The organism is Ruegeria sp. CDSC079, from assembly GCF_059610505.1.
In genome coordinates, this window is sequence record NZ_JBXWNT010000009.1 from 61,287 (window position 1) to 85,101 (window position 23,815).

Sequence of the window (23,815 nt, forward strand, 5' to 3'; positions counted from 1 at the left end):
GGCCTGCGCCCCCTTGATCGACCCTTTCCGCAGGTATAGGCCCTGAAGCATGCGATTTGAAACCCCTCTTGTCCCCGCCCACCTGATCCGCCGCTATAAACGCTTTCTAGCCGATTGCAGGCTTGAGGACGGGCGCGAGGTGACAGCGCATTGCGCCAATCCCGGCTCGATGATGGGACTGGCCGACCCGGGCGAGAAAATATGGTTGGAGCCCAATGACGACCCGAAGAAAAAGCTGAAATATGGCTGGCGGCTGGTCGATCACGAAAACGGGCATTTCACCGGCGTGGATACATCCGTCCCGAACCGGGCGTTGCGCGCGGCATTGATCGCGCGGGAGATCCCCGAACTGGCAATGTATGAAACTGTACGCCCTGAGGTGAAATACGGCGAGAACAGCCGCGTTGATTTCCTGCTGACCCAGCCGGGCCTTCAGGACGCTTATGTCGAGGTCAAATGCGTGACCCTGTCTCGCGAAACCGGTCTGGCCGAATTCCCCGACAGCGTCACAGCGCGCGGAACCAAACATCTAGGGGAACTGACGGCTATGGTGGACCAGGGGCATCGCGCAATCCTGCTGTATCTGGTCCAGCGCACTGATTGTGAACGAATTGCATTGGCCGCAGATATCGACCCGACCTATGCAGCGGCGTTCGAGGCGGCGCAAGCTAGGGGTGTCGAGAAATTGGTCTATGGCACACGGATATCGCCTGAAGGGGTTTGGGTAAACGTGACCGAAAGCCAATCGTTCATGCAGAAGCGTTGAAAAGGCCCTTTGATCCCATCCTGTGAATTCGACCTTCTAGCAACGTGGGATTCTCTGCGTGAGCAAGAAAACCGGGGCGCTGGCCATCCTGATCTAAACACCCATTGTCTGCCGTAAGAAGTGGGATTGCGGCGAATGCGCTGCCTGTTTGCCGCTGGCACATAGAGCAATGACAACAATGTACGATCATTGGGTCAGCAGTCACGACCAGGCAGATATCTTCCATGAGTATCTGAGAAATGCGTCATTACACGCAGTGCTGTCATAGTCAGTCCCCAACTTTGATCCAGTCATTGTGGGTCGAGTTGCAGGACCATGAAGGTTAGCCAATCCGCCATTTCCTCGCTGACATCATAATAGGGTTTGATCGGCTTAAAACCGAGCTTTTGATACAATCCTCGTGCCTCAATTTGTTCTGGCCCGGTATCAAGATACATTCTTGAGTACCCAAATTCGCGGGCACGGTGGGTAAGATGCGTTGCAAGAGCCTGACCTACGCCTTGCCCGTGAAATTTCGGATCGACGAACATGCGCTTCATTTCGCAATTTTCTGAATCGAGTGCGCGCAGTCCGACACACCCAACGAATTCCTTATCAATGGTTGCGATTAACAGCGTTCCTGTGGGCGCTCCATATATGCGATGCAGGTCTGAGAGCTCTCGTTCAAATTCAACCGGGTCGAAATAGCGGGCGACGAGATCGCGATAGGCGTGATGGCGCACGAACAACCAATCAACCAAGGCGCGCATCATGTTTTGTATGGCGGCGATTTCAGCGGGTGTCTGGGCGGTCTTGACGGCCACGCGCTGCAGAGCTGCGGTTTTCATTTGGGTGTTCCTTCGCTGGTTCTGGGTGTCTCTGATCGGCGTGGCGACAGATACCAAAGCACCGCAGCCATAATGATCAGGGCTGGGATATCGCCCACCAAATGACCGATCTCCATATGGTCCCGGCTGACTTGAGCGGCCATAATCGCTGCGTGGACGATACTGGACCAGATGGCAAAACTGATCAGACTCATATGGTTTTGCGGGGCTGAGGATGCCCGGATCAGGAACCATCCCAGAACCGCGTAAATACCGCAGATCATCTGGAAATAGTGCTGACCTCCGCCACCATGCCAGACCCACCCCGAAGGCCAGATAACGGCCAGTGGATAGATCAGAAAACAGATGGTCCCAAACAGGGCCAAGGCGATCTTTAATCCCTTCGCGCGGCTTTCGGGGCTCATGCTGCGTCTGCCTTAGGAGTCCATGCATAGGGCGCAAATTCCGCGTCTAGCGGCAGGTCCAGTAAGTTGGCGGTCATGTTGCTTAGCGTCTTGTTTGCAACGCCTATGATTACCTCCAGCGCCTGCTCTGGGTGATAACCTGCCGCCAAAAATTCCGCGTATTCTTCGGTGCAGTCACGACCACGGTCTATTGTGAGTTTCCGGGCAAACCGTGCCAGAGCACCAAGACGATCGTCTTCAGGGTCGCGCCCCGCACGCATCGCTTGAACATGGCTGTCACTCAGTTCGGCATCAGCAGCAAAAGCTGTGTGACCTGCGACGCAGTAGCGGCACTTGTTGGCCACGCTAACCGCAAGTTGGATCACCTCGCGTTCGGCGGGCGACAGGCTGCTGTTCCCAAAGGCGCCGGTCAGCCCGGCAAACCCGGTCATCGCATCAGGAAGACCGCCATAGACGGCATAAACGTTAGGAACAAAGCCACGTGCCTGCGTGATCGCGTTGAATATCGGACGTGATTGTGGGGCCGCTGTCTGGGGCGTGTGTATGGATAGGGTCATAAGCACTCTCTGTTTTGCAGATCCGCAGTTGGGCTGCTTGATGTCATGAGATCTATCTGACGGCGTCCCTACGCGATGCTTTACAGATTGGAGCAAAGCACTATACCGATTGGAGTGCCTTACTACACTTTCTGGAGTAACTTTGATGTCGCACAGCTATGGCCAATGGTGCCCCATCGCCAAATCAACTGAAATCTTGGGCGAAAAATGGACCATGCTGATTGTACGCGAACTGTTGATGGGCAGCACACGTTTTTCAGAGCTCCAGCGTGGGTTGGGCGCGATCTCTCCCACGCTTTTGACGCGCAGATTGGTCACGCTCGAGGAGTATGACCTTGTCTATAAGCGTCGTATTCAAGGCGGTCGGGGGCACGAATACCTACCAACCGCAAGCTGCCGGCAGCTGCAGCCAATCCTACTGGCACTTGGAAGTTGGGGCATGGAATGGTCAAAGGCGTTTATGAGCGACGCGGATTACGACGTCGAACTTTTGATGCTTTATCTTCAACGAAGTATTGTTCCCGAGAACCTGCCCGGCAGCAGAACGGTCGTGTTGTTCCAGTTTACGGATTTCGCTGAGCAACCTAAATGGTGGATCACGGTTGAAGGTGGCAATGTTGATGTCTGCACAACCGACCCCGGTCTGGACGTGGACGTATTCATCACAACCAAGGTGCGCGCGATGGCGGATGCATGGTTGGGTCACACGACCTATAAGGCTGCCAAAGCCTCTGGCACGATGGAGATCATCGGACCGGCGGCTCTGACACGTAATATATCAAGCTGGCTTTCCGATTGCATTTTTGCAAGCTTGCCGAATGCCGAAGAGATTTTGGCAACACGTTAGGACAATCTTAGCGCAGCGCCGGCCTGTGCCATAATACTGTCGACAATCGTTCCAGCGGGTTCAGTGCTGTTCACCAGGCCAACGCTTTGACCTGCCCACATCGATAACGCTTCAATCTCACCGGTCATCGAATGATGGGGTGTCGTGGATTGATAGGCCTTGATTGGGGCGATGCCTCGCATTGCAACCGTTTCACCGGACCGGTGACGTGCCCGATTGCCGGGGCGACCCTCTGCTAGCCAACGATCCGCTACGGCGTTACGCAGCACGCGATGTGCAGCATTTGACCATCCAACATTATAAAGATCGGTCTCATGGACTGTGTCTGAATGCTGGGCCGCTAAAAGCTGTGCGATGTATTCGGAATGCGCCGCACTTTCTGGGGTTGCCAGAAAACGAGTTCCCATGACAACGCCGCTGGCCCCCAAACAGAGGACCGCAGCCAACCCGCGCCCGTCCGAGATACCTCCGGCCGCCAGAACTGGCACCGATCCTGCCACATCCACGACGGCCGGGATCAGCGGCAGGGTCGCAACGGCCCCACGAACATGCCCGCCTGCTTCCCAACCCTGCGCGACCAACACATCAACGCCCGCATCAACGGCGCGTTTTGCCTCATTCGCAGACGAGACGGTTTGGATTACCAATGCCCCGCTGGCATGCACTTGTTTTACGAAGGGCGCTGCATCCCCCCAGAAGAAATGCACAGCATGAGGGCGATGCGATAGGCAAAGCTCTAATCGGGCTTCTTGCGGCATGTCGAGGCAAAGGTTTACGGCAAATGGCGCACCGGTCTTTGCCCGCAGGTTTGTAAGTTCAGCCTCAATAGTCTCTCTGCTGCTCCACGAGAAGGGCATGATCGGATAGCCGCCTGCATTGCCAACAGCAGCAGCCAAGTCGCTTTCCACGGCGCCGGCCATGGGGGCCAGCGCGATAGGGTGATCAACCGCAACCAGATCTGTAAACGCCGTTGAAATTGCGTGGGTTTTGATCGCCTTGTTCATGATTGAACTCCTTCAAGCCGCGTGGCGGTTTCGATTGGCAATAAGGTGATCGGAAAGGGCCTGCGCATCACCGCCCACGCCATCAATCAGCGCCGACTTCCGACGCCGCATGAAGGGCAATCCCAGGACGTATAGACCGGGTGCAACGATGCCCTGATCGTGGACTAAAATGCTTTTCCGGTCGAACACAGGAAGCTTCAGCCAACTGAATTCGGGGGAATAACCCGTTGCCCAGATGATGGTGCAGATCGCTCCGTTTCTCAGATTGGACATGAGGTGTGGCGGGTTGGACAATAACGTCGGGGGCAACAGCTGCGCCTCGGGAAGGCCTGTAATGTTCACGCGTTCGGCCCAGTCGTCGAAATGCTTAAGAAGGCGGCCGATCTTCAAGTCCGACATGGCACAGTGATTGGCAACTGAGCCGGAAAACTGCGCCATACCGTTTTGAATGCCGACCAGTCGACCCGTTACTGCAACCCCCATCGGCTGAAGCGTATTCAGGTCAATGGAGCCTATTCCAGAATCACCCATCAGTTGGAACGAGGGCACGCGGCGGGCGCGTTCGATATCGTCCACATCCTTGACGCGGACGTCCAGAATGCCGCTACGATCCATCCACCATTGAATATCCCGCCCACGATAACGCCGCGGCGCACGGATATGCTCCCCAACGGCAAGGGTCACAGCATGCCCCGCTTTGCAGAGTTCAGCGGCAACCTGCACGCCGCTGGCTGACCCTCCAACCACCAGCACACCGCCCTTTGCAACTTGATCAGGCGATTTATACGTTCCGAGCGACAGCTGCGTGACGCCTTCCGGAACAGCGCCCGCCAACTGAGGCAGTTTAGGCCGTGCGCAAGCCCCACTGGCGACAACGACATGGTCGCAGATCCAATCGCCCTTGTTGGTGCGAACCAGATAGTTGTTCCCGTGAGAGGTCACAGAATGAACAGCTGTGTGCTCTTCGACCGGGGCATCGATCGCATGGGCATAGTCACGCAGATAACCAGTGATCTGGGGCATGTTCATATACCCGTCCGGATCAGGTCCTTTATACCCATACCCCGGCAACCTTGACTGCCAATTTGGAGTAAGCAGCCGCAGGCTGTCCCACCTGTCTTTCATCCAGGACTGCGCCACCTCGCCCCGCTCCACCACAACATGCGCAACGGAACGGTCCGAAAGACACTTGCTCATTGCGAGCCCGGCTTGCCCGGCGCCAATGATGACAGTCGAAATATGTCGCATGACGCTCGCTCCTGTAGCAATCGCGGCCTAGGCGACGACCACATGTACGTTGGTCGGATTGGTCATAAGATCAAAAACAGTGGATCGTTTTTGTGACTGTGCGACCAAAGCGCGAATGTCATCGTCGCTTGCGTCCGCATCGATATCAAAGGTCACACGGACTGCGCTGAAGCCGTTGCGAATGTCGGGGTCCATGCCCAATATCCCGCGCATATCCATATCACCCTCGACAACGCATTGTACGTCATGCAGTTGGATGCCCCGATGTTGCGCAACTGCAGCGATGCCACCGGTCAGGCAGCTCGCCAATGCGGACAATGCGATTTCCGGGGGGGTCGGCGCGCTGTCACGAGCAGCGAAAACTTCTGGATGGTCCGAGCAAATTGAAAAAGTTTCTTTGCGTGTGTGTTCTTCACCCAGGCCAAAATAGCCATTGATGGTGTTGCGGCTTTCACTGCCGTCGACCCAGTCGCAAGTGCTGCGGAATGTGAAGGACGCAGCTTTTGGCATCTCGGCAAATGCGCCCCGTGCCCCGATCAGGGCCTCGGTATTTACGCCATTTGAAACGGGCTTGTCTTGGGGTTGCGTGGTCATTGTGTTGTTCCTTTAGAAGTGTGTTGAGCTGTCGGTGCGGCTCGATACGACGACTTCTAGGGAACACGCGCTCTGCGAGAAACTTCACGGTCGAAAGCAATCCACTACATATTTGATAGTAAGAAAAAGAAGCTAACGCCGCTAGCATTGCGAAGGATGGATCTGGCGAAATTGGCTATTTGCCTAAGCCGATTTGTTCTGTGCCTTTTTGCCTGTCTTGGTAGGCCGCTCCCCATGTTGTCCGGCAGTACCGTTGAGCGCTTGATGCCAAGCAGGCTTCTTGACAGGGTTTGCACCCGGGCGCCTCGCCTTGGGCTTTTTGGATTTAGGCATTGGGTGTCCTCTCTTGGTTGCAGGCAGGTTTATTAGGTTTGAGACCGGATTGATACCACCGAGTTCAGGCTTGGACATGATGTTGGGCAACTGGAATCAAATCAATCCGATCGTACCCTTATTTAGAAACGCATCAGGGATTGGTTTGCCCCAACAATAAAACTGATCCTTTGTGAATGCTGCGCCATGTATCAACGGCGGCAATGGCGGGCTGCACCGCAGCATGACAGGGCCGGATCGAGTGGCTGCTCTAGGCCGTCCTCATCCAAGTAAATGTGTCTGAACCCCGAATTTCCTTCTGCCTCCAAGGTCTGGTCCAGCCCTACAAAGTCGAAAGCAATTTCTATACTTAAGTTCAACTGGGCAAACCGGCTGCGCGTAGGCCAGCAGCAAGGTGTTCGAAATCATCTGGTTGCCGCCACATCGTCTGAAACCCATGAGTGAGAGTAGAAACGGTTTCTTCATTCACTCGGATACCTCGGCTCATGAGTTCGTCGCGACGCTCGGCTGTAAAATCAACGAGGGCTGCTTCGGCCTCTGCCTGACGATCAAGCTTTGCATAGAAGGCCGCCACGAATGCTGTCACAAGGAATTGAGCCAAGCCTCTCCCATAATCCAATCGATGGCCGGGGGGTGCAAAGGATCCAACTGCATTGCCTCAGATACGACCTCACGCGCCTTCTCATGCCTCTCGAGCAAAAGAAAGGCGTATCCACACCAAGCCATGGACTCTGCCTCGTTTTCGATCAAAGACAGCGTTTTTTCAAACTGGGTCTCAGCCTCTTGCCAAAGGCCTGCGCACTAATAGGCGAAACAGAGTTGGTCCTGGATGTAGACATCCCGGTTGTCCAGTGCCGCCCTCTTTCGAGAAATGTGCAATACATGGTTGGTCGCTTCGGTACCCGCTAACCCTAGCCAAATATCAATGGCATAGGTATCTGAAAGGTACATGAACGATCGCGCGATTGTCGGGTCGAGGGCTACCGCCCGTTCTAGCAGGGCCCGTGCCTTTGTCGTATCTCGGGCATTCAGGCCCTCGCGAAGGGCTTTGCCCTTTAGCATTAGCTCGTAAGCCTTCATTTCATTTTCTGGCTTTCGGGTCGAACGATCGTCAACATCGTGCTGAACCCGCCCGGGGAGGACCGCCACGATGCTTCGTGTCACATCGTCTTGAACCTCCAAAATATCCTCTAATTCACGATCATTTCGATCCGACCACAACTGCGATCCCGAAATTGAGTCGGAGAGCTGCACCGAAACTCTGACCCGGCTCCCTGCTTTTCGCACACTACCTTCGACAAGATAATCCGCGCCCAAAGTCGCTGCAATTTCAGCTGGATCGGCTTCCTTGCCTCGGAAGCGAAAAGAGGCGTTCCTTGAGACCAACTGAAGCGTGCAAAAGCGCGACAATCCTGTGATGATGTCTTCTGTAATACCATCACTGAAAAAACTGTTCTGGATCATCGCTCAGGTTGTGGAATGGCAAAACGGCGATTGTGGACGAATTGCCATGGCCGCAGATATCGACCCGACCTATGCAGCGGCGTTCGAGGCGGCGCAGCTAGGGGTGTCGAGAAACTGGTCTACGGCACGCGGATATCGCCTGAGGGCGATTTGGGTGAACTTAGCCGAAAAACTATCGTTCATGCAGAAGCGTTGAAGGGGTAGTTTGAGCCCTGGGTGACCAATTTTGCATGACGAACGGACTGGCGCAATGCGCGGAAGGCCGCCTCCTCGTTTCATTAGTACGGTCCAATCCAAACGCACAGATCTGCTATTTTCGCCGCGATGCAGCTTTCGCATTCCTGCCGTTCGTCCCATCTCCTGTAATATTGCGTCGGTAATGACTCGGTCGTGGACTGAGCTGAGTCTCTGGGCGGCTTAGTCAACGGCGCGTGTTTCAAACTCGTACTCAAATCGTTCAATGTCGAGTTTATAAACTTGGTCGACTATCTCTCTTTCACGGGGGCCGTAGTAGCTTGAATAGTGAACTTTCTCAGTGCTGCTCTTATTAAGGTGCGGTGGTGTGCTTCTCACATCGAAAAGACCATATTCGAGCGCAACTTGTTCAACGACCTCGAAGTCGGATGCGAAGTTCTCCAGTTTCCCTAAGAAATCCAACTCCAAAGGTACGTAAAGAGATTGAGGAAGCCAATGATGATTGACCTTCTCTTTCGAGAATTGAAGGAACTGCAGAAAGTCCATGTCTTCTCGCCCACCCATAGAACGCAGTTGATTCACGCGAAAAGGCTGCGTCGTAAACATCTTCCAATTCGACACAGCTCTGGACCAAGGGTTCCGGACAAAAGAAAATCGAAAAAGGTTCTTTGAAAAAAGGGGCAGATGACGAAGGCTTTTGCTTTCATCTTCTCCAAAGAAAGATCTGCGGATAGAACTAGAAGCACTCTTGGGGACGTCAAAATAGACCAAAGGTGCGTTTACATACCGAAAAGTATAGTTTCCTCGTCCTCCGGAACCTGGGCAGCCGCACGTCGGACAGTCGCATTTGATGCGTCTTGCCGTAAAAAAGCTAAGTAACATATGGGCTTCCCTCCCGTGTCGATAGCGCCGCGTTTTCTAGCAAGATCGTTGATAGAGAGAAAGCAATAACTTTGTTTCGCCTATTGAAGAGACCGCGAATGAGGGCGGTTTTGCACTCCCGATTAACTGGGTCGAACACCTTGCAAGAAGCTTCGGTTGTCGCTTTAGTCAGGCTAGCAGACGGTTGTGCTTTTTGCGGGATTAGTCAAAAACGGGGCCACCCGGCGCAGTAAGTTTGAAAATGTGAGTTTGAACGACCGCTCTCGGATCTGCCCTATGTGTCCTTTCGCATCCGCAGCAATCCATAGTTCGTTGCATCGGGTCTTTTTCGAGATGGGCACAGAAAGCAACCACCAGCCGCTCACCAAGGGAGGATGACCCGCAAGATGTCTGCCAAGCCGACATTGGCGGAACCTCTCTGGCTGGGCATAGAGCTCAGAAAAAGGATCCGCCCAAACAAAGGCGATCCGACCAATCCTTGAAGCCACGGCATTGATCCCCATCTTAACCCGCGACCGTGCGCCCTCTGGTACTTTCTGCACAAGCAGCGTAAAAAGGGTGCTGCGCGAAATATTTGGAGCCTCGCATCGATGAAAGAACATCGTGGCCGTCTGACCAAGGACGGTATCCGTATCTATGAACAGGGTGACTTTGCCGGCATGCAGGCGGCAGGGGCTTTGGCTGCGCGGATATTGGATGATATTGCCGATCATGTGTTCGTCGGCCAGACCACTGGCGCGATTGACGGGCTCATCACGCAGATGGTCGAGGATGCGGGCGCAACTTCGGCCACGATTGGATATAAGGGCTATCAGCATGCCAGCTGTATCAGCGTCAATCATGTGGTCTGCCACGGCATTCCCGGCGACAAAAAGCTGAAGGATGGCGATATCCTGAATATCGACGTGACCGTTATTGTCGACGGCTGGTTCGGGGATACCTCGCGCATGTATGTAGCGGGAAAGCTGCCGCGCAAAGCCGAACGGTTGATCCAGATCACTCATGATGCCCTGTTCAAGGGCATCGAGATGGTCAAACCCGGCAACACGTTCGGCGATATCGGCCACGCGATTCAATCATTTGTCGAGGCACACCGGATGAGCGTAGTCCGCGATTTTTGCGGCCACGGGCTGGGCCGGGTCTTCCATGCACCGCCAAACGTTCTGCACTATGGCCGTCCGGGCACTGGTGCGGTTCTGGAAGAGGGCATGTTCTTTACCATCGAGCCGATGGTCAATCTGGGCCGCCCCGAGACCAAGACGTTGGCCGATGACTGGACCGCCGTGACGCGCGACAAGTCACTGTCGGCACAGTTTGAGCACTCGGTCGGTGTAACGGCAGATGGGGTCGAGATCTTTACCCTGTCGCCAGGCGGCAAGTACCACCCGACCTATTCTTCCTGATCCGCCGCCTGATCCCGTAGCAGCTTTAGCAGCAGGGTTTCCTGCCCCCATGGCGTGACCGCATCATGGATGAAAACCGGCGCGCGCAGAGGCGTGCGCTGGGGATCGGTTGCGGTGTCAGCCTCTTGCGGAAGTGACCAATTCGACGGGGTCAGTGCACGGTCCATGCCCCGCAGGGTAACATGACCGGGTCAAATCCCCAAAAGCGCCGGAACCTGCGCCATGTCAGAGAAGACTTCGCCCCCCGCAGCGGCCAGTTTTTTACCGCCACCATGCGGTGCATAGGCCAAACAGCGCATATGTGCCCTGCTTGCTGCGGTCACGCCGCTGAGGCTGTCCTCGATCACCAGAGGGTTTGACGCGTTGAAGCGTTCAGCCGCAGTCAGAAACAATGTCGGGTCCGGCTTGGCCGTTCTCAGGACATGGGCCGAAAAGGCGACATCGCGAAACCGATCCCATAACCCGTTCTGACCCAAAGTGATCTGCATCTTGTCCGGGCTGCCGTTCGAGGCGACACAGAAGGGCAGCCCGTTTGCCTCGAGAACCGCCAGCAGGTCCGCCACGCCGGGCATCAGCTGCACGCCAAGTCGGAGCCGGTCATAGGTTTCCGCATAGACCTCATCAACCCAGCCTGTGGGCAGCTCCGCGCCCAGCGCCCGGGCTTTGTCCCGCACCCCGGTCATGGTGCCCCCAACGAACAGCTTCATACTGTCTTCGATTGTCAGGTTCAGGCCATAACGGGCAAGATTGTCGACCAGTACCTGATTGGACAGCGGCTCACTGTCGACCAGGACTCCGTCGCAATCAAAGATCACCAGATCATGCATCCGGATCGCCATTCCACATCAGGGTGATATGCGTGTCGCCATATTTGCGGCTGTTATGCAACACGAACCCGTCGGGCGGCTGCATGGGCGCGTTTTCCTCCCAGACGACAAGGGCGCCTTGTGCGAACCAGCCGTCAGAAAGAGCCGCAATCGCCTTTTGCCCAAGGGATTTGCCATAGGGCGGGTCCAGGAAGATCAGGTCATAAGGCGCGTCGGGATTGGCCCCCAGCCGCGTTGCGTCGCGACGGATCAGCTCGGTACAGTCAGAGCTGCGGGTCAGGTCGATATTCTTGCGGATCAGGCCCTGTGACACGCGGCCATCATCGACAAAGCTCACATGTGCCGCACCGCGCGACAAGGCCTCAAGCCCCAGCGCACCGGTGCCTGCGAACAGGTCCAACACGCGCAGCCCGTCAAAATCAATCTGATGGGCCAGTACGTTGAACAGGCTTTCGCGTACCCGGTCTGTGGTCGGGCGCAGATGCGCGCCGGCGTCCCCCTTGCCGACCGAGGCCAAAGCCCGACCTCGGAAGGCTCCGGCGATGATCCTCACGCTCTGAGCAGCGGTTTCAGGTCCGCATCCGGGTCGGCCACAATAGCAGGATCAGCTGTTTTTCCGCTTTCAATCAGACGCTTACCAACCATATAGGCACGCGGATCGTTCATCGCGTCGACCGCGATCAGCTGATCGCCCTTATAGTACCAGAAGGACACGGTCTGCCCGTCACCATTGCGGGTCACCACCCGGTCATACCCGGTGTTCAAGCCCGCGATCTGCAGTTTGACGTCATACTGATCCGACCAGAACCACGGGGTCGCGGTATAATCCTTTGCCGCGCCCAACATGTTCTGGGCAACAATCTCGGCCTGATCAATCGCGTTTGGCACGCTTTCCAGACGGATACGCCCGCCAGCATGCGGGAATGAGGCGCAATCGCCCGCCGCCCAGATCGACGGATCAGAGGTGCGCCCATGCGCATCGGTCTTGATGCCATTGTCCAGCTCAAGCCCGGCCATCTCGGCCAGTTGGGTTGCAGGAGCGATGCCAACGCCGACAACAACGAAATCGACCGCCAGTTCTGTTCCATCGGTCAGCACCGCGCCGGTGACCTTGCCGTTTTCACCCAGCAGTCGGTCCAACCCGACACCTTCGCGGATATCGGCGCCATATTCGGAATGCAGCGTTCTGAAATAGTCACTGGTTTCAGGGGCGGCGACCCGTTGCAGAATGCGGTTGGCCATTTCAACCAGGGTCACCTTGACCCCGCGCTTGGCGCAAACGGCTGCGGCCTCAAGCCCGATGTATCCTCCGCCCACGATCAGCGCACGCGCGCCTTCGGACACATAGGGTTCCATTTCGTCCACATGGGCCAGATCACGCACCACATGCACCCCGTCCAGATCGCCACCGATAGCAGCAGGAAGGCGGCGCGGGTCCGATCCAGTGGTCAGGGCCAGCTCATCATAAGAAACAACCTCATCACCCAGCGTCACCGTCTTGGCCTGCGGGTCAATACCGGTCACACGCTGACCAAGGCGCAGGGTGATGTTGTTTTCGGCATAGAAATTCTCGGGGCGCAGGAAGAGGCGCTCTAGCCCCATCTCACCCAAAAGATAGGCCTTGGACAAAGGCGGTCTCTGATAGGGCAAATGCGGCTCTGCGCCGATCAGAGTAATCTCGCCGTCGAACCCATCTTTGCGCAGCCGGGCGACAAGCGAAGCACCTGCCTGGCCAGCGCCAATCACGACAATATGGCTCATATTCCCCTCACCCTGTCGAATTCCCGTGGTCACTTTTGTTAGCTCACCTATATTGCGGCTAGGCCCGACTCTGCAAATCCAAATGACAGGAGCGAAAAAATGATTTCAACAGGTGACACTCTGCCCGACGCCACATTGACCCAAATGGGGGCAAATGGCCCTGAAGAGGTCCGCGTTTCGGACAAGACCAAAGGGCGCAAGGTTGTCATTTTCGCCGTGCCCGGCGCCTATACCGGCACGTGCACAACGGCGCATGTTCCAAGCTTTATGCGTACCAAAGACCAGTTCGATGCAAAAGGCGTGGAAGAAATCATCTGCATCTCGGTCAACGATCCCTTTGTCATGAGCGCCTGGGGTGAGTCCACCGGCGCAACTGCGACTGGCCTAACCATGTTGGCCGATGCGGCGTCAGAATTCACCAAAGCCATCGGGATGGATTTCGACGCCCCGCCCGTTGGTCTGATCGGCAGGTCCAAGCGCTATGCGATGCTGGTCGAAGACGGCAAAGTGGTCGCCATGAACCTGGAGGAAAATCCCGGCGTCTGCGAGATTTCCGCAGGTGAAGGGCTGTTAGAGGTTATCTGACCTGATCTGGCCCCAGTGCTGCTGGGGCCATTTTCGCAATTTAACTTGCGACACTCTTATGATGGGCGAATACTTGGTACATATTCATCAGGGAGTTTGTTTATGAACCTAAAGACATTTACCTTTCTTTTAGGTCTGACCGGCGCACTTGGCGCTTGTGGACCGGCCCCTACCCCGCAGCAACAGGCCGCACGACAGCATGAGATCGCCTGCCTGAGCGGCACAGTGGGTGGTGCCTTGCTGGGCGGCGTCATCGGCAATCAATTTGGAGGCGGTTCCGGGAAAACCATTCTGACGGCAGCGGGTGCTGCGGTCGGCGGCGTTGAAGGTCAGAGGTTCGCATGTTGAGAGGGATGAAGATGAAAACCGCAATCGTCCTGTCGATGTTGTCCCTGGCGGGTGCCGCTACGGCCGAAACCGTGGCAGAGCTGCATGAGAATGAGCTTAAGGCCATCGACACCAATAATGACGGCTTCCTGTCGAAAGATGAGTTCGACGCCTTTTCCGACTATGCGTTCCAGACGATGGATGAGGACAAGAACGGCACATTGGGCCTGGATGAAGCCAAGCCGTTTCTGGATATAAAGCAATTCCAAAAGGTTGACCGGGACCGGGATAGTAATATTTCAAGAACGGAATACGATCAGCATATGACCGAAGATTTTATTTCTGCTGATCAGAACAGCAACGGTCAACTGGACTAGGCTCTGCGGCCTTGGGCCAGACAGGAGTATGCAATGACCAAATGGAGTGCTCTTTTTGCGTTGGGGTTGCTTGCGGCATGTGATGTGCCGCAGGCCCCTATTGTGACCGGCCCTGATGGCCAACCGAGGATAGAGATCAGTACCAATGGCCTGACCTGCTATGACCGGCGTTGTCTCGACATCAACCCCGCAGCACGGTCCGTGCGCATGATCGGCAACAGAACTACCCGGATACCTGCCGAAATCGACGTTAGTGACAACCTGGTCACCTCAGCCGAGTTCAGGCGGCTGGGTCAGGTTGCCAGCCTTGCCGGTGGTGTCGGATCACGCGGTGACAGCGGTTAGACCAGGCTGTCCATCTTGCGGGCCAGTTTGGCGTCCAGCGCCGAAAGCCCGCCGACATCATGGGTGGACAGCGTCACCTCGACCGTGCGGTAGACATTGAACCATTCGGGATGATGGTTCCATTTCTCGGCAAACATAGACACTTGGGTCATCCAACCAAAGGCGTGGACGAAGTCCTCGAACATAAAGGTCTTGGTGATCGCATCCCGGTCCTTGACCATGGTCCAGCCGCTTTTGAACAGCGGGTCCAGCAAGGGGCCACGGGTCTCGGTCGACAGAAGTTCAGTCATTGGTGTTCCTCCGGGTTCGACTTTCTGAACGGGCCATAATCAGTCAGAATCTCGATTTCTTCTCCCACTGCTTGGGCCTCGGCGTCCAGATATTTTTTGATCGCATCGGCAAAGCTGGGGTCATTGACCCAGTGCAGGCTGTGCGTGCGCGTGGGAAGATAGCCGCGCGCCAGCTTGTGTTCGCCCTGCGCCCCAGCCTCGACCCGAGCCAGGCCTTGCGCAATAGCAAAGTCGATTGCCCTATAATAGCACAGTTCGAAATGCAGGCAGGCATGATGTTCGACGCAGCCCCAGTAACGGCCATAAAGCGTCTCGCGCCCGATAAAGTTCAGCGCGCCCGCAATCGGATACCCGCCGCGCTCGGCCAGAACCAATGCCATGTCATCCGCCATGGTTTCCTGAGCGATATCAAAGAATTGCCGCGTCAGATAGGGCACGCCCCATTTCCGAGCGCCGGTATCCTGATAGAACTCCCAGAACGCATCCCAATGTTCAGGGCGCAGGTCATCACCCGTCAACGCGCGGATTTCACCGCCAAAGGCGCAGGCCTGCGCGCGTTCCTTGCGAATGTTCTTGCGTTTGCGCGAGGACAAAGCGGCCAGAAATCCATCGAAATTCGCATACCCGTCGTTCAGCCAGTGAAATTGCTGGGAATGGCGCAGCATCAGGCCCATCTGCGCGCCCGCCAACGCCTCATCTTCAGTGCAAAAGGTCGCATGGACCGACGATACCTGATTATCCACCGCCAGCTGCACCGCCCCCTGCACCAAGGCGGACATGCCCACCGCCTGATATCCCGGCCGCAGCAGAAAGCGGCGCCCGGTGGCCGGGGTGAACGGCACGGCAATCTGCAGTTTGGGATAATACCGCCCGCCGGCGTTTTCATAGGCATGCGCCCAGTTGTGGTCGAAGATATATTCACCCTGACTATGCGATTTTGCGTACATCGGGGCGGCCCCGATCAACATTCCGTCCAGATAAACCGTCAGGTATTGCGGCTGCCAACCGGTACCCGGCCCGACCGACCCGCTTTCCTCCAAAGCCAAAAGAAAGCGATGAGTGGTAAAGGGATCAAGCGGACGGCCCCCATCCGCAGCCTCGGGGCAGGCACAGCTGTCCCACTCTGCCGCAATAATCTGCGAGAGCGATCCAAGTACCCGAACCTCGATTTGTGCCTGATCCATGTGCCCTCTGCGTTTGATCTTTATCTGTGACGGAAGGGGCGCGGTTCAACCCGGATGCGCGGCTAAGTACCCTTCGAAAGTCACATTATCGGCAATCTTGCGAGCCTCGGCCTCTTGCGCAGCCGAGCGAACGGTCCAGCACAGGACCGGAACACCCTGCGCCTTCAGCTCGGCAACCCTTGGGCGGGACAAGTCTTCGGCTTCGTGGCTGATGAAACTGGCCCCGACCCTTGCGAAATCCGGGATGTCCCGCAGGTAATCGCACACCGCCGCAGGCAAAAGTTCGACTTTGGGCTGATACGAACAGGTCGTGATCCCCCTGGGCAAATGCGGCGCCAACCGCGCCAGTTCAGCCACCGAATTGGGGTTGAACGACATCAGCGCCACCGGACCTTCATAACCCTCAAGGGCTCGTACAGTATCACGCTCGAGCGGGCCCACATTCAGGCCCATCACACCGTCCTGATCCTTAAGCTCGATCAGCAGGGGTACCTTGCCCGCCACGATTTCCAGCACATCATCCAGTGTCGGAATGCCGTCATCAGCGTGCAACAGCTGTGTCTCGGACGCTACCTGCGCCGAAATCTGCCGAACTGGCCCCGGTCGCCCGGTCAGTCGCCCCAGGTCATAGTCGTGAAAGACCAAAGCCCGGTTGTCGGCGCTCAACTGCAGATCAATCTCAATCCCGTAACCGGCCATAACAGCGGCACGAACCGCCGCCCGGCTGTTTTCCGGGCGGTTGTCCAATTTGTCGTGCAGGGCCCGATGCGTGATCGGGGCCTGTAGGAACGTAGCGGGCAGTACCGGGGTCATGCGATCTCGAAGATGCCTTCGATCTCAACCGCGACGCCCAACGGCAACGACGCTGCACTCACGGCCGAGCGCGAATGGCGACCAGCCTCGCCCAGCGCCTCGACCAGAAAGTCCGACGCACCATTGATCACCTGCGGCTGGTCGGTGAAATCGGCGGTTGAATTCACAAACCCTGTCAGTTTGATCACACGCACCAGCTTTTCTATATCACCACCGCAAGCAGCCTTGACCTGCGCCAGAAGATTGATCGCGCAGACCTTGGCAGCCGCAGCACCCGCTGCAACATCCATGTTATCACCCAGCTTGCCGGTGATCAGTTCCGCATCCTTGGAAATCTGTCCTGAAACGTAGACGATATTGCCGACCCGCACGAAAGGCACATAATTGGCGGCGGGCGCCGGCCCGTCCGGCAGACTGATTCCCAGGCTTTCCAGTTTTGCTGCGATACTCATCTGTTGATCCTCACCTGATATAGACTCGGCGGGACGCTATCCGGGATCGTTCGGCTGGAAAAGTGTGAAACCAGTAAAACTGCGGTCAGTGGCGTATTAAGCGTAACTTCTCTTATCCCGAGGTGTTGAACTTGTGTCACTTTACCAGATGCAGTCGGCCGGGTTAAACGCGAACTGTTTCAAAATGGGCCCAAAACCTTTATGTGACGACAGATTGAGCCGCAAAATGGCCGCAGGCATTATTGATTGAGCGTCCAGCCCCTCTCACAAAACGGCTGGCGCGTTTGGAGTTGAAATACCGTGTTGAGCAAGATCAGATTCAAGCCCCTGATTGTCGTGACCCTGATGACCGTTCTTGGCGCTTGTGCGTCCCAACCCGCCGATCAGGCCGCGCGCGGCGATACTTTCGATCCCTACGAGAATACAAACCGCGGCATTCACAAGTTCAATCTGGGCGTCGACCGGTTCCTGTTCCGTCCGGCCTCGAAGGGCTATGTGAAGATCGTGCCCGATCCGATGGTGACCAGTTTCAACCATTTTGCCGAAAACCTGACTATGCCGGGTCAGGCTCTGGATTATCTGCTGCAGGGCAATCTGAAGCAGTCGGGCAATGCCCTACTGCGGTTCCTCATCAATACGACCGTTGGTGGCGCGGGTCTGTCTGACCCGGCCAGCGAATTGAACCTGCCGCCCGTGGATACCGATTTCGGTGAAACCCTGCACGTCTGGGGTTTTGGCGAAGGCGCCTATGTGGAATTGCCCTTCTATGGTCCCTCAACATCCAGGGATGCGGTCGGCGTCGTCGTCAACCTGTTTTCGAACCCGATCAACTTCACACCGGTGCGCCCGGTCGAAAATATCGGCGTCTACGCCGAAATCGTAAGGCGGATGGGCGACCGTGGACGGTTCTCGGACACAGTCGATTCCATCCTCTATGAAAGTGCTGACAGCTATAAGCAGGCACAAACAATTTACCTGCAAAATCGACGTTTCGAACTGGCACGCGATGATGAGGACGCCTATCTGGGATTGTATGACGATCCCTATGCAGATATCGGGACCGACCCTGTCAGAGACCCCTACCTTGACCCCTACGAGGATCCATATGCCGAGTAATTATTTGAAGAGAAGAGAGTTTATAGCATCTGGCATCGCCGGCCTGGCGCTAGCCACCCTCCCCTTGCCAGGCTTTGCCCAGACAGAGGCCAGTGCAAAAGCGTTGGTCGTTAGCGTTGTGGATGACATCAATCGCGTCATCAGTTCGGGAAAATCCGAAAAGAGCATGATCCGCGATTTTGAGAAGATTTTCGTGCAATATGCCGATGTTCCGATCATGGCGCGCTATGTGTTGGGGGCCGATGGCCGCTCGGCCAGTGCGTCGCAGATCAGGCAGTTCACCGACGCGTTTCAGGGCTATATCTCCAGCAAATACGGGCGTCGCTTTCGCGAGTTTATTGGCGGCCAGGTGACCGTTCGCAATGCGCGCAAGATCAAAGCGGGATACGAGGTGCGTACCTCGGTCAAGTTGCAGGGCTCCTCGCCTTTTGAGGTGACCTTCCTGGTGTCCGACAAATCCGGCCGCGACAAATTCTTCAACATGTTTATCGAAGGCGTGAACATGCTGCTGACCGAACGTACCGAGATTGGCGCCATGCTGGACGCGCGCGGCGGTGATCTGAACCGTCTGATCAAGGATATGAAGCGAACCGGGTGAATTCACAGCGATTTGCTGCAGTCAAAACTCTCAAATCCGCTCGTAGTTTCGACCAGTTCGGCCTCATAGTGTGCGATCATTGGCATTGCAATGGGTTCGATCTGGTCATTCCAGACCGCCTCACCATAGAAGCTGTCCTTTATCCTGTCGCGTTCTTCCAACGAAGAGAACGCGCGCATCCAATGCACTTTGTCAGGATTTTCCAGATCTCTGAGCGGCCCAAACACAAGCATTCCTGCATCCCGCAACGCAGCGCGATTGTGTTTCTCAAAGAATTCTATGAACGCTTCTCGGCGGCCCGGTTTTAGTGTGTAATGTCGAATTTCCAGTATCATCGATATTCCCCGGGCAATCTCGTTGGCCTGACATGGCGTCAGTACTTGGCGAAATTGCCCGAGTTTAGCAAGAACAAGTCCTGCGCAGTGCGCTAGTTCAACCGCTCGCCGGTTTCCTTGGCAAAATAGGACACTTTGCTCATGTCAAAGGCCAGGTTCAGCTCTTGCCCGGCCTGGGCGCTGGTTTCCGCGTGCAGGCGCGCAGTGACCTGTTTGCCGCCCAGTTCGGACACTACATAGGTGTCAGCTCCGGCAGGTTCGACCATGTCGACCATGCAAACCGCTTCCTGCACGCCGTCCCCGGCGCGGAAACCGGCTTCGGCGATATCCTCGGGGCGCAGGCCCAGAATGACATCCTGCGGCAGTGACAGATCACGGGCATCCTTCAGGACTAGCGTTTCACCGGATGACCGCTCAATGGCGATTTCGGTGCCCGTGCCGTTCTTGGTGGCCTTTGCAGGGATCAGGTTCATCGCAGGTGAGCCCATGAAATCAGCCACGAACAGGTTGGCGGGGTTGTTATAGATCTCGGCCGGGCTGCCGATCTGTTGCACGATCCCGCCTTTCAGAACCACAATCTTGGTGGCCAGCGTCATCGCCTCGATCTGGTCGTGGGTCACATAAACGATAGAGGCATCCAGAGTCTGGTGCAGCTTCTTGATTTCTGTCCGCATCTCGACCCGCAGCTTGGCGTCGAGATTCGACAGCGGCTCGTCAAACAGGAACAGTTTGGGGTCGCGCACCAGCGCCCGTCCCATCGCCACCCGTTGACGCTGACCACCGGACAGCTGGCTGGGACGGCGGTTCAGCAGCGGTTCGATTTGCAGCAGCGCGGCCACATCCTTTAGCTTAGCGTCCATCGTAGCCTGATCCACGCCGCGCACTTTCATGCCAAAGGTGATGTTCTTGGCCACAGACATGGTTGGGTACAGGGCGTAGGACTGAAACACCATGGCGATGTCCCGGTCCTTGGGGCTGACATGGGTCATGTCTTTGCCGCCAATGGCCAGCGTGCCGCCAGTGATCGGTTCAAGCCCGGCAATACAGTTCAGCAAGGTGGATTTGCCACAACCCGAGGGGCCAACCAGCACCAGAAAGTCGCCCGGTTCGATCGAGATATTGATATCTTTCAGGATCTCGGTTGCGCCGTAATTCTTGTACAGCTTGTTGATATCAAGGATGGGAGCCATCATTCTATCCCTTCACAGAGCCAGCGGTCAGGCCGCGGATGAAATACTTACCGGCAACGACATAGACGAGCAGCGTCGGCAGACCCGCGATGATCGCGGCGGCCATGTCGACATTGTATTCTTTGACACCGGTGGTGGAGTTTACGATGTTGTTAAGCGCCACGGTCACAGGCTGTGTGCCCGCCTGGCTGAACGAGACGCCGAACAAGAAATCATTCCAGATCTGCGTGAATTGCCAGATCACGGTTACCACGATGATCGGCAGTGACAGTGGCAGGAAGATCGACCAGAAAATCCGCAGGAACCCGGCCCCATCGACGCGGGCGGCCTTGGTCAGCTCGGCCGGGATAGAGACATAATAGTTGCGGAAAAACAGCGTGGTGAAGCCAAGACCATAGATTACGTGGACAAAGATCAGGCCCGGAATGGTTCCGGCAATACCCATCATGCCCAGAAGGCGCGCCATCGGCAGCAGGACGACCTGAAACGGAATGAAGCAACCAAACAGCATCAGCGAGAAGATGATGTTAGCCCCTTTGAACCGCCACTGCGCGACAACGTAACCATTCAGAGCACCCAGCAGGGTCGAGATAGCCACCGCAGGCACCGCAATCAGGACCGAGTTCCAGAAGTAAGGCCGCAGACCTTCGCATTGGATACCCGTGCAGGCGCCCGACCAAGCGGTTTTCCAGGCCTCAAAACTCACCTCACGCGGTAACGATATCAGACTACCGGTACGGATTTCCTCAAGACTTTTCAGCGATGTCGTCAACATCACAAACAGCGGCATCAGATAGTACAGCGCGAACAGGCACAGCACCACGTAAAGCAGCCAGCGCAGGGCGATTTTGCTCATGTTACTTTGGCTGCGGGTTTGGGTGTGGGGCATCGACAGATCAGTCATTTTTAGCCCTCAATTCTGAGTAGAGATAAGGAACCACGATGGCAAAGACGACCAGCATCATGATCATTGCAGAAGACGCCGCCTGACCGATATCGCCGCGCGAAAAGGCCATCGCATACATGTAAGTGGCCGGCAGATCAGTGGCATAACCCGGGCCGCCGCCAGTCAGGGCGATGACAAGGTCAAAGCTTTTGATTGCCAGATGCGCCAACACGATGAAAGCGGACAGGAAAATCGGGGCCATCGACGGGATGATGATCGCGGTATAGATACGCCATGTTGGAATACCATCGACCTGTGCGGCCTTGATGATCTCGCCATCAACCGAGCGCAGACCGGCCAGAAACAACGCCATCACAAAGCCCGAGCTTTGCCAGAGTGCGGCAATGACGATGGTGTAGATCGCGTAATCGGGATTCACAAGCCAATCGAATTCGAAGTTGGGAAAGCCCCAACCCTGCACCATGGACTCAATCCCCAGACCGGGGTTCAGGATCCACTTCCACGCCGTGCCCGTGACGATCATCGACAGCGCCATGGGGTAGAGATAGATTGTTCGGATCGCTCCTTCGACGCGGATTTTCTGATCCAGCAGGATGGCCAGCAGCAGGCCCAGCAGCATCGCGATCACGATGAACAGAGTACCAAAGATATACAGGTTGCCAATCGCCGTATCCCAGCGAGGAGAGTCGAACAGGCGCTCATATTGGATGAAGCCATGGATCTCGTATTTCGGCAGCAGTTTTGAGCGTGTAAGCGACACCCATGCGGTCCATCCGATAAATCCGTAGACAAAGATCAATACGGCGATGAACGACGGTGCCAGCACCACCTTGGGCAGGTGGTTTTCCAGCCATTCGGACATGTTTTCCTCCGGGGAAAGATGCTCTGCCCCACACCTTGGGGGGCAGAGCGTTTTGGATCAGTAGCTGTTGGCCACCGCGTCCGCCAGTTGCTGAACCGCGTCAGCCGAGGACATATCCGAGTTGAAATGCGCGGTCACAACATCTGTGATCGCACCAGCCTGCGACCCGCGCAGCGCCATGCCATGGGCATAAGATGGCAGCAGCGAACCACCTGCCGAGGTCGAGCCCATGTCTTCGGCCGAGATTTGCGCACAGATGTCAAAGGCATCCAGCGACACATCGGTCCGGGCCGGGATCGAACCCTTGTTCAGGTTGAACACTTCCTGAAAGTTCGGTGCAACAATCAGCTTGGCCAGCAATTCCTGACCGGCGCGATTGTCGTCGCCCTCAACCTCGAACATGGCAAAACTGTCGACGTTATACAGATATCCATCGCCGGGGGTCGAGGCGCACAGGAAATCCTCACCAGGCTTCTTGCCCGCTGCCAGGAATTCGCCCTTGGCCCAGTCACCCATGATCTGAAAGGCCGCTTCGCCGTTCATCACCATCGCGGTGGCCAGGTTCCAGTCGCGGCCCGAGAAATTCTCGTCCACATAACCACGCAGGGTGCGCATTTGGTCAAAGACCTGGATCATTGTGTCCGAGGTCAACGCCTCGGGGTCCAGATCGACCAGGGCTTTCTGATAGAATTCCGGTCCGCCAAGACCCAGCGCGACGGCTTCGAAAACCGTAGCGTCCTGCCAGGCCTGACCGCCATGCGCCAGCGGGATCACACCGGCGGCCTGCAGTTTTTCGGCTGCGGCGTTGAACTCTTCCCATGTGGTCGGCATCTCGATTCCGTTTGCGGCCAGCACATCGGCATTGGCCCAGATCCAGTCGATGCGGTGAACGTTCACAGGCGCCGCGCACCAAGTGCCTTCGCACATCATGTGACCAGCGATCGACGCGGGCAGAACCTCGGCCCAGCCTTCGGCGGCGGCCACGTTCGAGATATCGGCCAGAACACCCTCTTCATACCATTCCTGAATCGCCGGGCCTTTCAGCTGAACCGCTGTCGGCGCGTTGCCTGCCAGAACCCGCGCCCGCAGCGCCGTCATGGCTGCATCACCGCCGCCGCCTGCGACAGGCATATCGGTCCATGTGCCCCCGTTCGAGGCAAACTCTTCCTGAAGCACGGCCACCGATTTGGCCTCGCCACCGGATGTCCACCAATGCAAGACCTCCGCCTGTGGTTCGGCCACCACAGATGATCCGGCTGCGACGGCCAATGCGGACACAGTCGCAAAAGAAAATCGTTTCATGTTTTCTCCTCCCTGAGAAT

Annotated in this window: 33 protein-coding genes; 10 read left to right on the forward strand and 23 right to left on the reverse strand. The window is 56.4% G+C overall.

Annotated features, from left to right (window positions below; all coding sequences use genetic code 11):
• The first annotated feature begins 49 nt into the window (after positions 1-49).
• Positions 50-766 (forward strand): DNA/RNA nuclease SfsA, encoded by a 717-nt coding sequence (gene sfsA, locus AC2FIC_RS16520; protein ID WP_496692749.1) that lies wholly within the window; start codon positions 50-52, stop codon positions 764-766.
• On the opposite strand, the gene AC2FIC_RS16525 is transcribed toward sfsA, so the two are convergent.
• The 4 genes from AC2FIC_RS16525 to AC2FIC_RS16540 all read right to left on the reverse strand — a co-directional run bounded on the left by AC2FIC_RS16525 (position 750) and on the right by AC2FIC_RS16540 (position 2,554).
• Positions 750-992 (reverse strand): GFA family protein, encoded by a 243-nt coding sequence (locus AC2FIC_RS16525; protein ID WP_496692750.1) that lies wholly within the window; start codon positions 990-992, stop codon positions 750-752. The two genes, sfsA and AC2FIC_RS16525, sit on opposite strands and share 17 nt — an antisense overlap.
• A 64-nt stretch (positions 993-1,056) precedes the next feature.
• Positions 1,057-1,593, reverse strand: a complete 537-nt coding sequence (locus tag AC2FIC_RS16530; protein ID WP_496692751.1) for a GNAT family N-acetyltransferase — start codon at positions 1,591-1,593, stop codon at positions 1,057-1,059.
• On the reverse strand, positions 1,590-1,997 hold the full coding sequence (locus AC2FIC_RS16535; RefSeq protein ID WP_496692752.1) for a DUF6632 domain-containing protein: 408 nt from the start codon (positions 1,995-1,997) through the stop codon (positions 1,590-1,592). The genes AC2FIC_RS16530 and AC2FIC_RS16535 overlap by 4 nt, the downstream gene beginning before the upstream one ends.
• Positions 1,994-2,554, reverse strand: a complete 561-nt coding sequence (locus AC2FIC_RS16540) for a carboxymuconolactone decarboxylase family protein (RefSeq protein ID WP_496692753.1) — start codon at positions 2,552-2,554, stop codon at positions 1,994-1,996. Before AC2FIC_RS16540 ends, AC2FIC_RS16535 begins: the two co-directional genes overlap by 4 nt.
• Before the next feature lie 145 nt (positions 2,555-2,699).
• Here AC2FIC_RS16540 and AC2FIC_RS16545 point away from each other — a divergent pair, with 145 nt between their 5' ends.
• Positions 2,700-3,401 (forward strand): winged helix-turn-helix transcriptional regulator, encoded by a 702-nt coding sequence (locus AC2FIC_RS16545; protein WP_496692754.1) that lies wholly within the window; start codon positions 2,700-2,702, stop codon positions 3,399-3,401.
• Here the strand turns inward: AC2FIC_RS16545 and AC2FIC_RS16550 are convergent.
• The 5 genes from AC2FIC_RS16550 to AC2FIC_RS16570 all read right to left on the reverse strand — a co-directional run bounded on the left by AC2FIC_RS16550 (position 3,398) and on the right by AC2FIC_RS16570 (position 8,044).
• Positions 3,398-4,405 (reverse strand): NAD(P)H-dependent flavin oxidoreductase, encoded by a 1,008-nt coding sequence (locus AC2FIC_RS16550; protein WP_496692755.1) that lies wholly within the window; start codon positions 4,403-4,405, stop codon positions 3,398-3,400. The two genes, AC2FIC_RS16545 and AC2FIC_RS16550, sit on opposite strands and share 4 nt — an antisense overlap.
• 12 nt (positions 4,406-4,417) lie before the next feature.
• Positions 4,418-5,653, reverse strand: coding sequence for an NAD(P)-binding domain-containing protein (locus tag AC2FIC_RS16555; protein ID WP_496692756.1), 1,236 nt, complete (start codon positions 5,651-5,653; stop codon positions 4,418-4,420).
• 27 nt (positions 5,654-5,680) lie between these two features.
• Positions 5,681-6,247, reverse strand: a complete 567-nt coding sequence (locus AC2FIC_RS16560) for an OsmC family protein (protein WP_496692757.1) — start codon at positions 6,245-6,247, stop codon at positions 5,681-5,683.
• Between the two features lie 688 nt (positions 6,248-6,935).
• Positions 6,936-7,166 carry a hypothetical protein gene (locus AC2FIC_RS16565; protein WP_496750626.1) on the reverse strand — a complete coding sequence of 77 codons (231 nt, stop codon included), beginning with the start codon at positions 7,164-7,166 and terminating at the stop codon, positions 6,936-6,938.
• A 215-nt stretch (positions 7,167-7,381) separates the two neighbouring features.
• Positions 7,382-8,044 carry a hypothetical protein gene (locus AC2FIC_RS16570; RefSeq protein WP_496692759.1) on the reverse strand — a complete coding sequence of 221 codons (663 nt, stop codon included), beginning with the start codon at positions 8,042-8,044 and terminating at the stop codon, positions 7,382-7,384.
• Positions 8,045-8,090: 46 nt separating this feature from the next.
• Between AC2FIC_RS16570 and AC2FIC_RS16575 the strand changes: the two genes are divergently transcribed.
• Positions 8,091-8,240: a hypothetical protein gene (locus AC2FIC_RS16575; protein WP_496692760.1), complete on the forward strand. Its 150-nt coding sequence runs from the start codon at positions 8,091-8,093 to the stop codon at positions 8,238-8,240.
• A gap of 221 nt (positions 8,241-8,461) precedes the next feature.
• Here AC2FIC_RS16575 and AC2FIC_RS16580 read toward each other — a convergent pair whose 3' ends face one another.
• Positions 8,462-9,121 (reverse strand): sulfotransferase family 2 domain-containing protein, encoded by a 660-nt coding sequence (locus AC2FIC_RS16580; protein ID WP_496692761.1) that lies wholly within the window; start codon positions 9,119-9,121, stop codon positions 8,462-8,464.
• A gap of 590 nt (positions 9,122-9,711) precedes the next feature.
• On the opposite strand from AC2FIC_RS16580, the gene map reads away from it, so the two are divergent.
• Positions 9,712-10,524, forward strand: a complete 813-nt coding sequence (gene map, locus AC2FIC_RS16585) for a type I methionyl aminopeptidase (protein ID WP_271952408.1) — start codon at positions 9,712-9,714, stop codon at positions 10,522-10,524.
• Here map and AC2FIC_RS16590 read toward each other — a convergent pair.
• The 4 genes from AC2FIC_RS16590 to AC2FIC_RS16605 are packed head-to-tail and all read right to left on the reverse strand — an operon-like array spanning position 10,512 to position 13,112.
• Positions 10,512-10,691, reverse strand: a complete 180-nt coding sequence (locus AC2FIC_RS16590) for a hypothetical protein (RefSeq protein ID WP_496678387.1) — start codon at positions 10,689-10,691, stop codon at positions 10,512-10,514. The two genes, map and AC2FIC_RS16590, sit on opposite strands and share 13 nt — an antisense overlap.
• Positions 10,692-10,715: 24 nt before the next feature.
• Positions 10,716-11,363, reverse strand: coding sequence for an HAD family hydrolase (locus AC2FIC_RS16595; protein WP_496678389.1), 648 nt, complete (start codon positions 11,361-11,363; stop codon positions 10,716-10,718).
• Positions 11,344-11,904, reverse strand: a complete 561-nt coding sequence (rsmD, locus tag AC2FIC_RS16600; protein WP_496692762.1) for a 16S rRNA (guanine(966)-N(2))-methyltransferase RsmD — start codon at positions 11,902-11,904, stop codon at positions 11,344-11,346. The genes AC2FIC_RS16595 and rsmD overlap by 20 nt, the downstream gene beginning before the upstream one ends.
• Positions 11,901-13,112, reverse strand: a complete 1,212-nt coding sequence (locus tag AC2FIC_RS16605) for an NAD(P)/FAD-dependent oxidoreductase (RefSeq protein ID WP_496692763.1) — start codon at positions 13,110-13,112, stop codon at positions 11,901-11,903. Before AC2FIC_RS16605 ends, rsmD begins: the two co-directional genes overlap by 4 nt.
• A 99-nt stretch (positions 13,113-13,211) precedes the next feature.
• Here AC2FIC_RS16605 and AC2FIC_RS16610 point away from each other — a divergent pair, with 99 nt between their 5' ends.
• From AC2FIC_RS16610 to AC2FIC_RS16625, 4 genes are all read left to right on the forward strand, one after another.
• Positions 13,212-13,697: a peroxiredoxin gene (locus tag AC2FIC_RS16610; RefSeq protein WP_142638675.1), complete on the forward strand. Its 486-nt coding sequence runs from the start codon at positions 13,212-13,214 to the stop codon at positions 13,695-13,697.
• Positions 13,698-13,799: 102 nt separating this feature from the next.
• Positions 13,800-14,045, forward strand: a complete 246-nt coding sequence (locus tag AC2FIC_RS16615) for a glycine zipper 2TM domain-containing protein (protein ID WP_271952399.1) — start codon at positions 13,800-13,802, stop codon at positions 14,043-14,045.
• Between the two features lie 11 nt (positions 14,046-14,056).
• Positions 14,057-14,401: an EF-hand domain-containing protein gene (locus tag AC2FIC_RS16620; RefSeq protein ID WP_142638671.1), complete on the forward strand. Its 345-nt coding sequence runs from the start codon at positions 14,057-14,059 to the stop codon at positions 14,399-14,401.
• 33 nt (positions 14,402-14,434) lie between these two features.
• Positions 14,435-14,746 carry a hypothetical protein gene (locus AC2FIC_RS16625; RefSeq protein WP_496692764.1) on the forward strand — a complete coding sequence of 104 codons (312 nt, stop codon included), beginning with the start codon at positions 14,435-14,437 and terminating at the stop codon, positions 14,744-14,746.
• On the opposite strand, the gene AC2FIC_RS16630 is transcribed toward AC2FIC_RS16625, so the two are convergent.
• Genes AC2FIC_RS16630 through AC2FIC_RS16645 form a run of 4 tightly spaced genes read right to left on the reverse strand, consistent with a single transcriptional unit; the run spans position 14,743 to position 17,485 of the window.
• Positions 14,743-15,036: a 4a-hydroxytetrahydrobiopterin dehydratase gene (locus AC2FIC_RS16630; RefSeq protein ID WP_142638667.1), complete on the reverse strand. Its 294-nt coding sequence runs from the start codon at positions 15,034-15,036 to the stop codon at positions 14,743-14,745. The genes AC2FIC_RS16625 and AC2FIC_RS16630 overlap by 4 nt on opposite strands.
• Positions 15,033-16,220 (reverse strand): GNAT family N-acetyltransferase, encoded by a 1,188-nt coding sequence (locus AC2FIC_RS16635; protein WP_496870193.1) that lies wholly within the window; start codon positions 16,218-16,220, stop codon positions 15,033-15,035. Before AC2FIC_RS16635 ends, AC2FIC_RS16630 begins: the two co-directional genes overlap by 4 nt.
• Before the next feature lie 45 nt (positions 16,221-16,265).
• Complete coding sequence (locus tag AC2FIC_RS16640; RefSeq protein ID WP_496692766.1) at positions 16,266-17,033, reverse strand: glycerophosphodiester phosphodiesterase family protein; 768 nt, start codon at positions 17,031-17,033, stop codon at positions 16,266-16,268.
• A complete protein-coding gene (locus AC2FIC_RS16645) occupies positions 17,030-17,485 on the reverse strand; it encodes a RidA family protein (RefSeq protein ID WP_142638661.1) in 456 nt (151 codons plus the stop codon). Before AC2FIC_RS16645 ends, AC2FIC_RS16640 begins: the two co-directional genes overlap by 4 nt.
• Before the next feature lie 345 nt (positions 17,486-17,830).
• On the opposite strand from AC2FIC_RS16645, the gene AC2FIC_RS16650 reads away from it, so the two are divergent.
• Together AC2FIC_RS16650 and AC2FIC_RS16655 are read left to right on the forward strand one after the other, a co-directional pair.
• Positions 17,831-18,601: an MlaA family lipoprotein gene (locus tag AC2FIC_RS16650; RefSeq protein ID WP_142638706.1), complete on the forward strand. Its 771-nt coding sequence runs from the start codon at positions 17,831-17,833 to the stop codon at positions 18,599-18,601.
• The gene (locus AC2FIC_RS16655; RefSeq protein ID WP_496692767.1) at positions 18,591-19,199 is read left to right on the forward strand and encodes an MlaC/ttg2D family ABC transporter substrate-binding protein; all 609 of its coding nucleotides are present in this window, start codon (positions 18,591-18,593) and stop codon (positions 19,197-19,199) included. Before AC2FIC_RS16650 ends, AC2FIC_RS16655 begins: the two co-directional genes overlap by 11 nt.
• Positions 19,200-19,201: 2 nt before the next feature.
• Here AC2FIC_RS16655 and AC2FIC_RS16660 read toward each other — a convergent pair whose 3' ends face one another.
• The 5 genes from AC2FIC_RS16660 to AC2FIC_RS16680 form a co-directional block, all read right to left on the reverse strand.
• A complete protein-coding gene (locus tag AC2FIC_RS16660) occupies positions 19,202-19,534 on the reverse strand; it encodes a putative quinol monooxygenase (protein WP_271952393.1) in 333 nt (110 codons plus the stop codon).
• 92 nt (positions 19,535-19,626) lie between these two features.
• Complete coding sequence (locus AC2FIC_RS16665) at positions 19,627-20,724, reverse strand: ABC transporter ATP-binding protein (protein ID WP_142638656.1); 1,098 nt, start codon at positions 20,722-20,724, stop codon at positions 19,627-19,629.
• A gap of 4 nt (positions 20,725-20,728) precedes the next feature.
• Positions 20,729-21,628 (reverse strand): carbohydrate ABC transporter permease, encoded by a 900-nt coding sequence (locus tag AC2FIC_RS16670; protein ID WP_271952391.1) that lies wholly within the window; start codon positions 21,626-21,628, stop codon positions 20,729-20,731.
• The gene (locus AC2FIC_RS16675) at positions 21,621-22,493 is read right to left on the reverse strand and encodes a carbohydrate ABC transporter permease (protein WP_142638652.1); all 873 of its coding nucleotides are present in this window, start codon (positions 22,491-22,493) and stop codon (positions 21,621-21,623) included. Before AC2FIC_RS16675 ends, AC2FIC_RS16670 begins: the two co-directional genes overlap by 8 nt.
• Before the next feature lie 57 nt (positions 22,494-22,550).
• The gene (locus AC2FIC_RS16680) at positions 22,551-23,795 is read right to left on the reverse strand and encodes an ABC transporter substrate-binding protein (RefSeq protein ID WP_142638650.1); all 1,245 of its coding nucleotides are present in this window, start codon (positions 23,793-23,795) and stop codon (positions 22,551-22,553) included.
• Between the last annotated feature and the right edge of the window lie 20 nt (positions 23,796-23,815).

Excerpts from the sequence above, each read along its gene's own strand:
- sfsA (WP_496692749.1), top strand. The coding sequence starts at position 50 with ATGCGATTTGAAACCCCTCTTGTCCCCGCCCACCTGATCCGCCGCTAT.
- AC2FIC_RS16525 (WP_496692750.1), bottom strand. The coding sequence starts at position 992 with ATGGAAGATATCTGCCTGGTCGTGACTGCTGACCCAATGATCGTACAT.
- AC2FIC_RS16530 (WP_496692751.1), bottom strand. The coding sequence starts at position 1,593 with ATGAAAACCGCAGCTCTGCAGCGCGTGGCCGTCAAGACCGCCCAGACA.
- AC2FIC_RS16535 (WP_496692752.1), bottom strand. The coding sequence starts at position 1,997 with ATGAGCCCCGAAAGCCGCGCGAAGGGATTAAAGATCGCCTTGGCCCTG.
- AC2FIC_RS16540 (WP_496692753.1), bottom strand. The coding sequence starts at position 2,554 with ATGACCCTATCCATACACACGCCCCAGACAGCGGCCCCACAATCACGT.
- AC2FIC_RS16545 (WP_496692754.1), top strand. The coding sequence starts at position 2,700 with ATGTCGCACAGCTATGGCCAATGGTGCCCCATCGCCAAATCAACTGAA.
- AC2FIC_RS16550 (WP_496692755.1), bottom strand. The coding sequence starts at position 4,405 with ATGAACAAGGCGATCAAAACCCACGCAATTTCAACGGCGTTTACAGAT.
- AC2FIC_RS16555 (WP_496692756.1), bottom strand. The coding sequence starts at position 5,653 with ATGCGACATATTTCGACTGTCATCATTGGCGCCGGGCAAGCCGGGCTC.
- AC2FIC_RS16560 (WP_496692757.1), bottom strand. The coding sequence starts at position 6,247 with ATGACCACGCAACCCCAAGACAAGCCCGTTTCAAATGGCGTAAATACC.
- AC2FIC_RS16570 (WP_496692759.1), bottom strand. The coding sequence starts at position 8,044 with ATGATCCAGAACAGTTTTTTCAGTGATGGTATTACAGAAGACATCATC.
- AC2FIC_RS16575 (WP_496692760.1), top strand. The coding sequence starts at position 8,091 with ATGGCCGCAGATATCGACCCGACCTATGCAGCGGCGTTCGAGGCGGCG.
- AC2FIC_RS16580 (WP_496692761.1), bottom strand. The coding sequence starts at position 9,121 with ATGTTACTTAGCTTTTTTACGGCAAGACGCATCAAATGCGACTGTCCG.
- map (WP_271952408.1), top strand. The coding sequence starts at position 9,712 with ATGAAAGAACATCGTGGCCGTCTGACCAAGGACGGTATCCGTATCTAT.
- AC2FIC_RS16590 (WP_496678387.1), bottom strand. The coding sequence starts at position 10,691 with ATGGACCGTGCACTGACCCCGTCGAATTGGTCACTTCCGCAAGAGGCT.
- AC2FIC_RS16595 (WP_496678389.1), bottom strand. The coding sequence starts at position 11,363 with ATGGCGATCCGGATGCATGATCTGGTGATCTTTGATTGCGACGGAGTC.
- AC2FIC_RS16605 (WP_496692763.1), bottom strand. The coding sequence starts at position 13,112 with ATGAGCCATATTGTCGTGATTGGCGCTGGCCAGGCAGGTGCTTCGCTT.
- AC2FIC_RS16610 (WP_142638675.1), top strand. The coding sequence starts at position 13,212 with ATGATTTCAACAGGTGACACTCTGCCCGACGCCACATTGACCCAAATG.
- AC2FIC_RS16615 (WP_271952399.1), top strand. The coding sequence starts at position 13,800 with ATGAACCTAAAGACATTTACCTTTCTTTTAGGTCTGACCGGCGCACTT.
- AC2FIC_RS16620 (WP_142638671.1), top strand. The coding sequence starts at position 14,057 with ATGAAAACCGCAATCGTCCTGTCGATGTTGTCCCTGGCGGGTGCCGCT.
- AC2FIC_RS16625 (WP_496692764.1), top strand. The coding sequence starts at position 14,435 with ATGACCAAATGGAGTGCTCTTTTTGCGTTGGGGTTGCTTGCGGCATGT.
- AC2FIC_RS16630 (WP_142638667.1), bottom strand. The coding sequence starts at position 15,036 with ATGACTGAACTTCTGTCGACCGAGACCCGTGGCCCCTTGCTGGACCCG.
- AC2FIC_RS16635 (WP_496870193.1), bottom strand. The coding sequence starts at position 16,220 with ATGGATCAGGCACAAATCGAGGTTCGGGTACTTGGATCGCTCTCGCAG.
- AC2FIC_RS16640 (WP_496692766.1), bottom strand. The coding sequence starts at position 17,033 with ATGACCCCGGTACTGCCCGCTACGTTCCTACAGGCCCCGATCACGCAT.
- AC2FIC_RS16645 (WP_142638661.1), bottom strand. The coding sequence starts at position 17,485 with ATGAGTATCGCAGCAAAACTGGAAAGCCTGGGAATCAGTCTGCCGGAC.
- AC2FIC_RS16650 (WP_142638706.1), top strand. The coding sequence starts at position 17,831 with ATGACCGTTCTTGGCGCTTGTGCGTCCCAACCCGCCGATCAGGCCGCG.
- AC2FIC_RS16655 (WP_496692767.1), top strand. The coding sequence starts at position 18,591 with ATGCCGAGTAATTATTTGAAGAGAAGAGAGTTTATAGCATCTGGCATC.
- AC2FIC_RS16660 (WP_271952393.1), bottom strand. The coding sequence starts at position 19,534 with ATGATACTGGAAATTCGACATTACACACTAAAACCGGGCCGCCGAGAA.
- AC2FIC_RS16665 (WP_142638656.1), bottom strand. The coding sequence starts at position 20,724 with ATGGCTCCCATCCTTGATATCAACAAGCTGTACAAGAATTACGGCGCA.
- AC2FIC_RS16670 (WP_271952391.1), bottom strand. The coding sequence starts at position 21,628 with ATGACTGATCTGTCGATGCCCCACACCCAAACCCGCAGCCAAAGTAAC.
- AC2FIC_RS16675 (WP_142638652.1), bottom strand. The coding sequence starts at position 22,493 with ATGTCCGAATGGCTGGAAAACCACCTGCCCAAGGTGGTGCTGGCACCG.
- AC2FIC_RS16680 (WP_142638650.1), bottom strand. The coding sequence starts at position 23,795 with ATGAAACGATTTTCTTTTGCGACTGTGTCCGCATTGGCCGTCGCAGCC.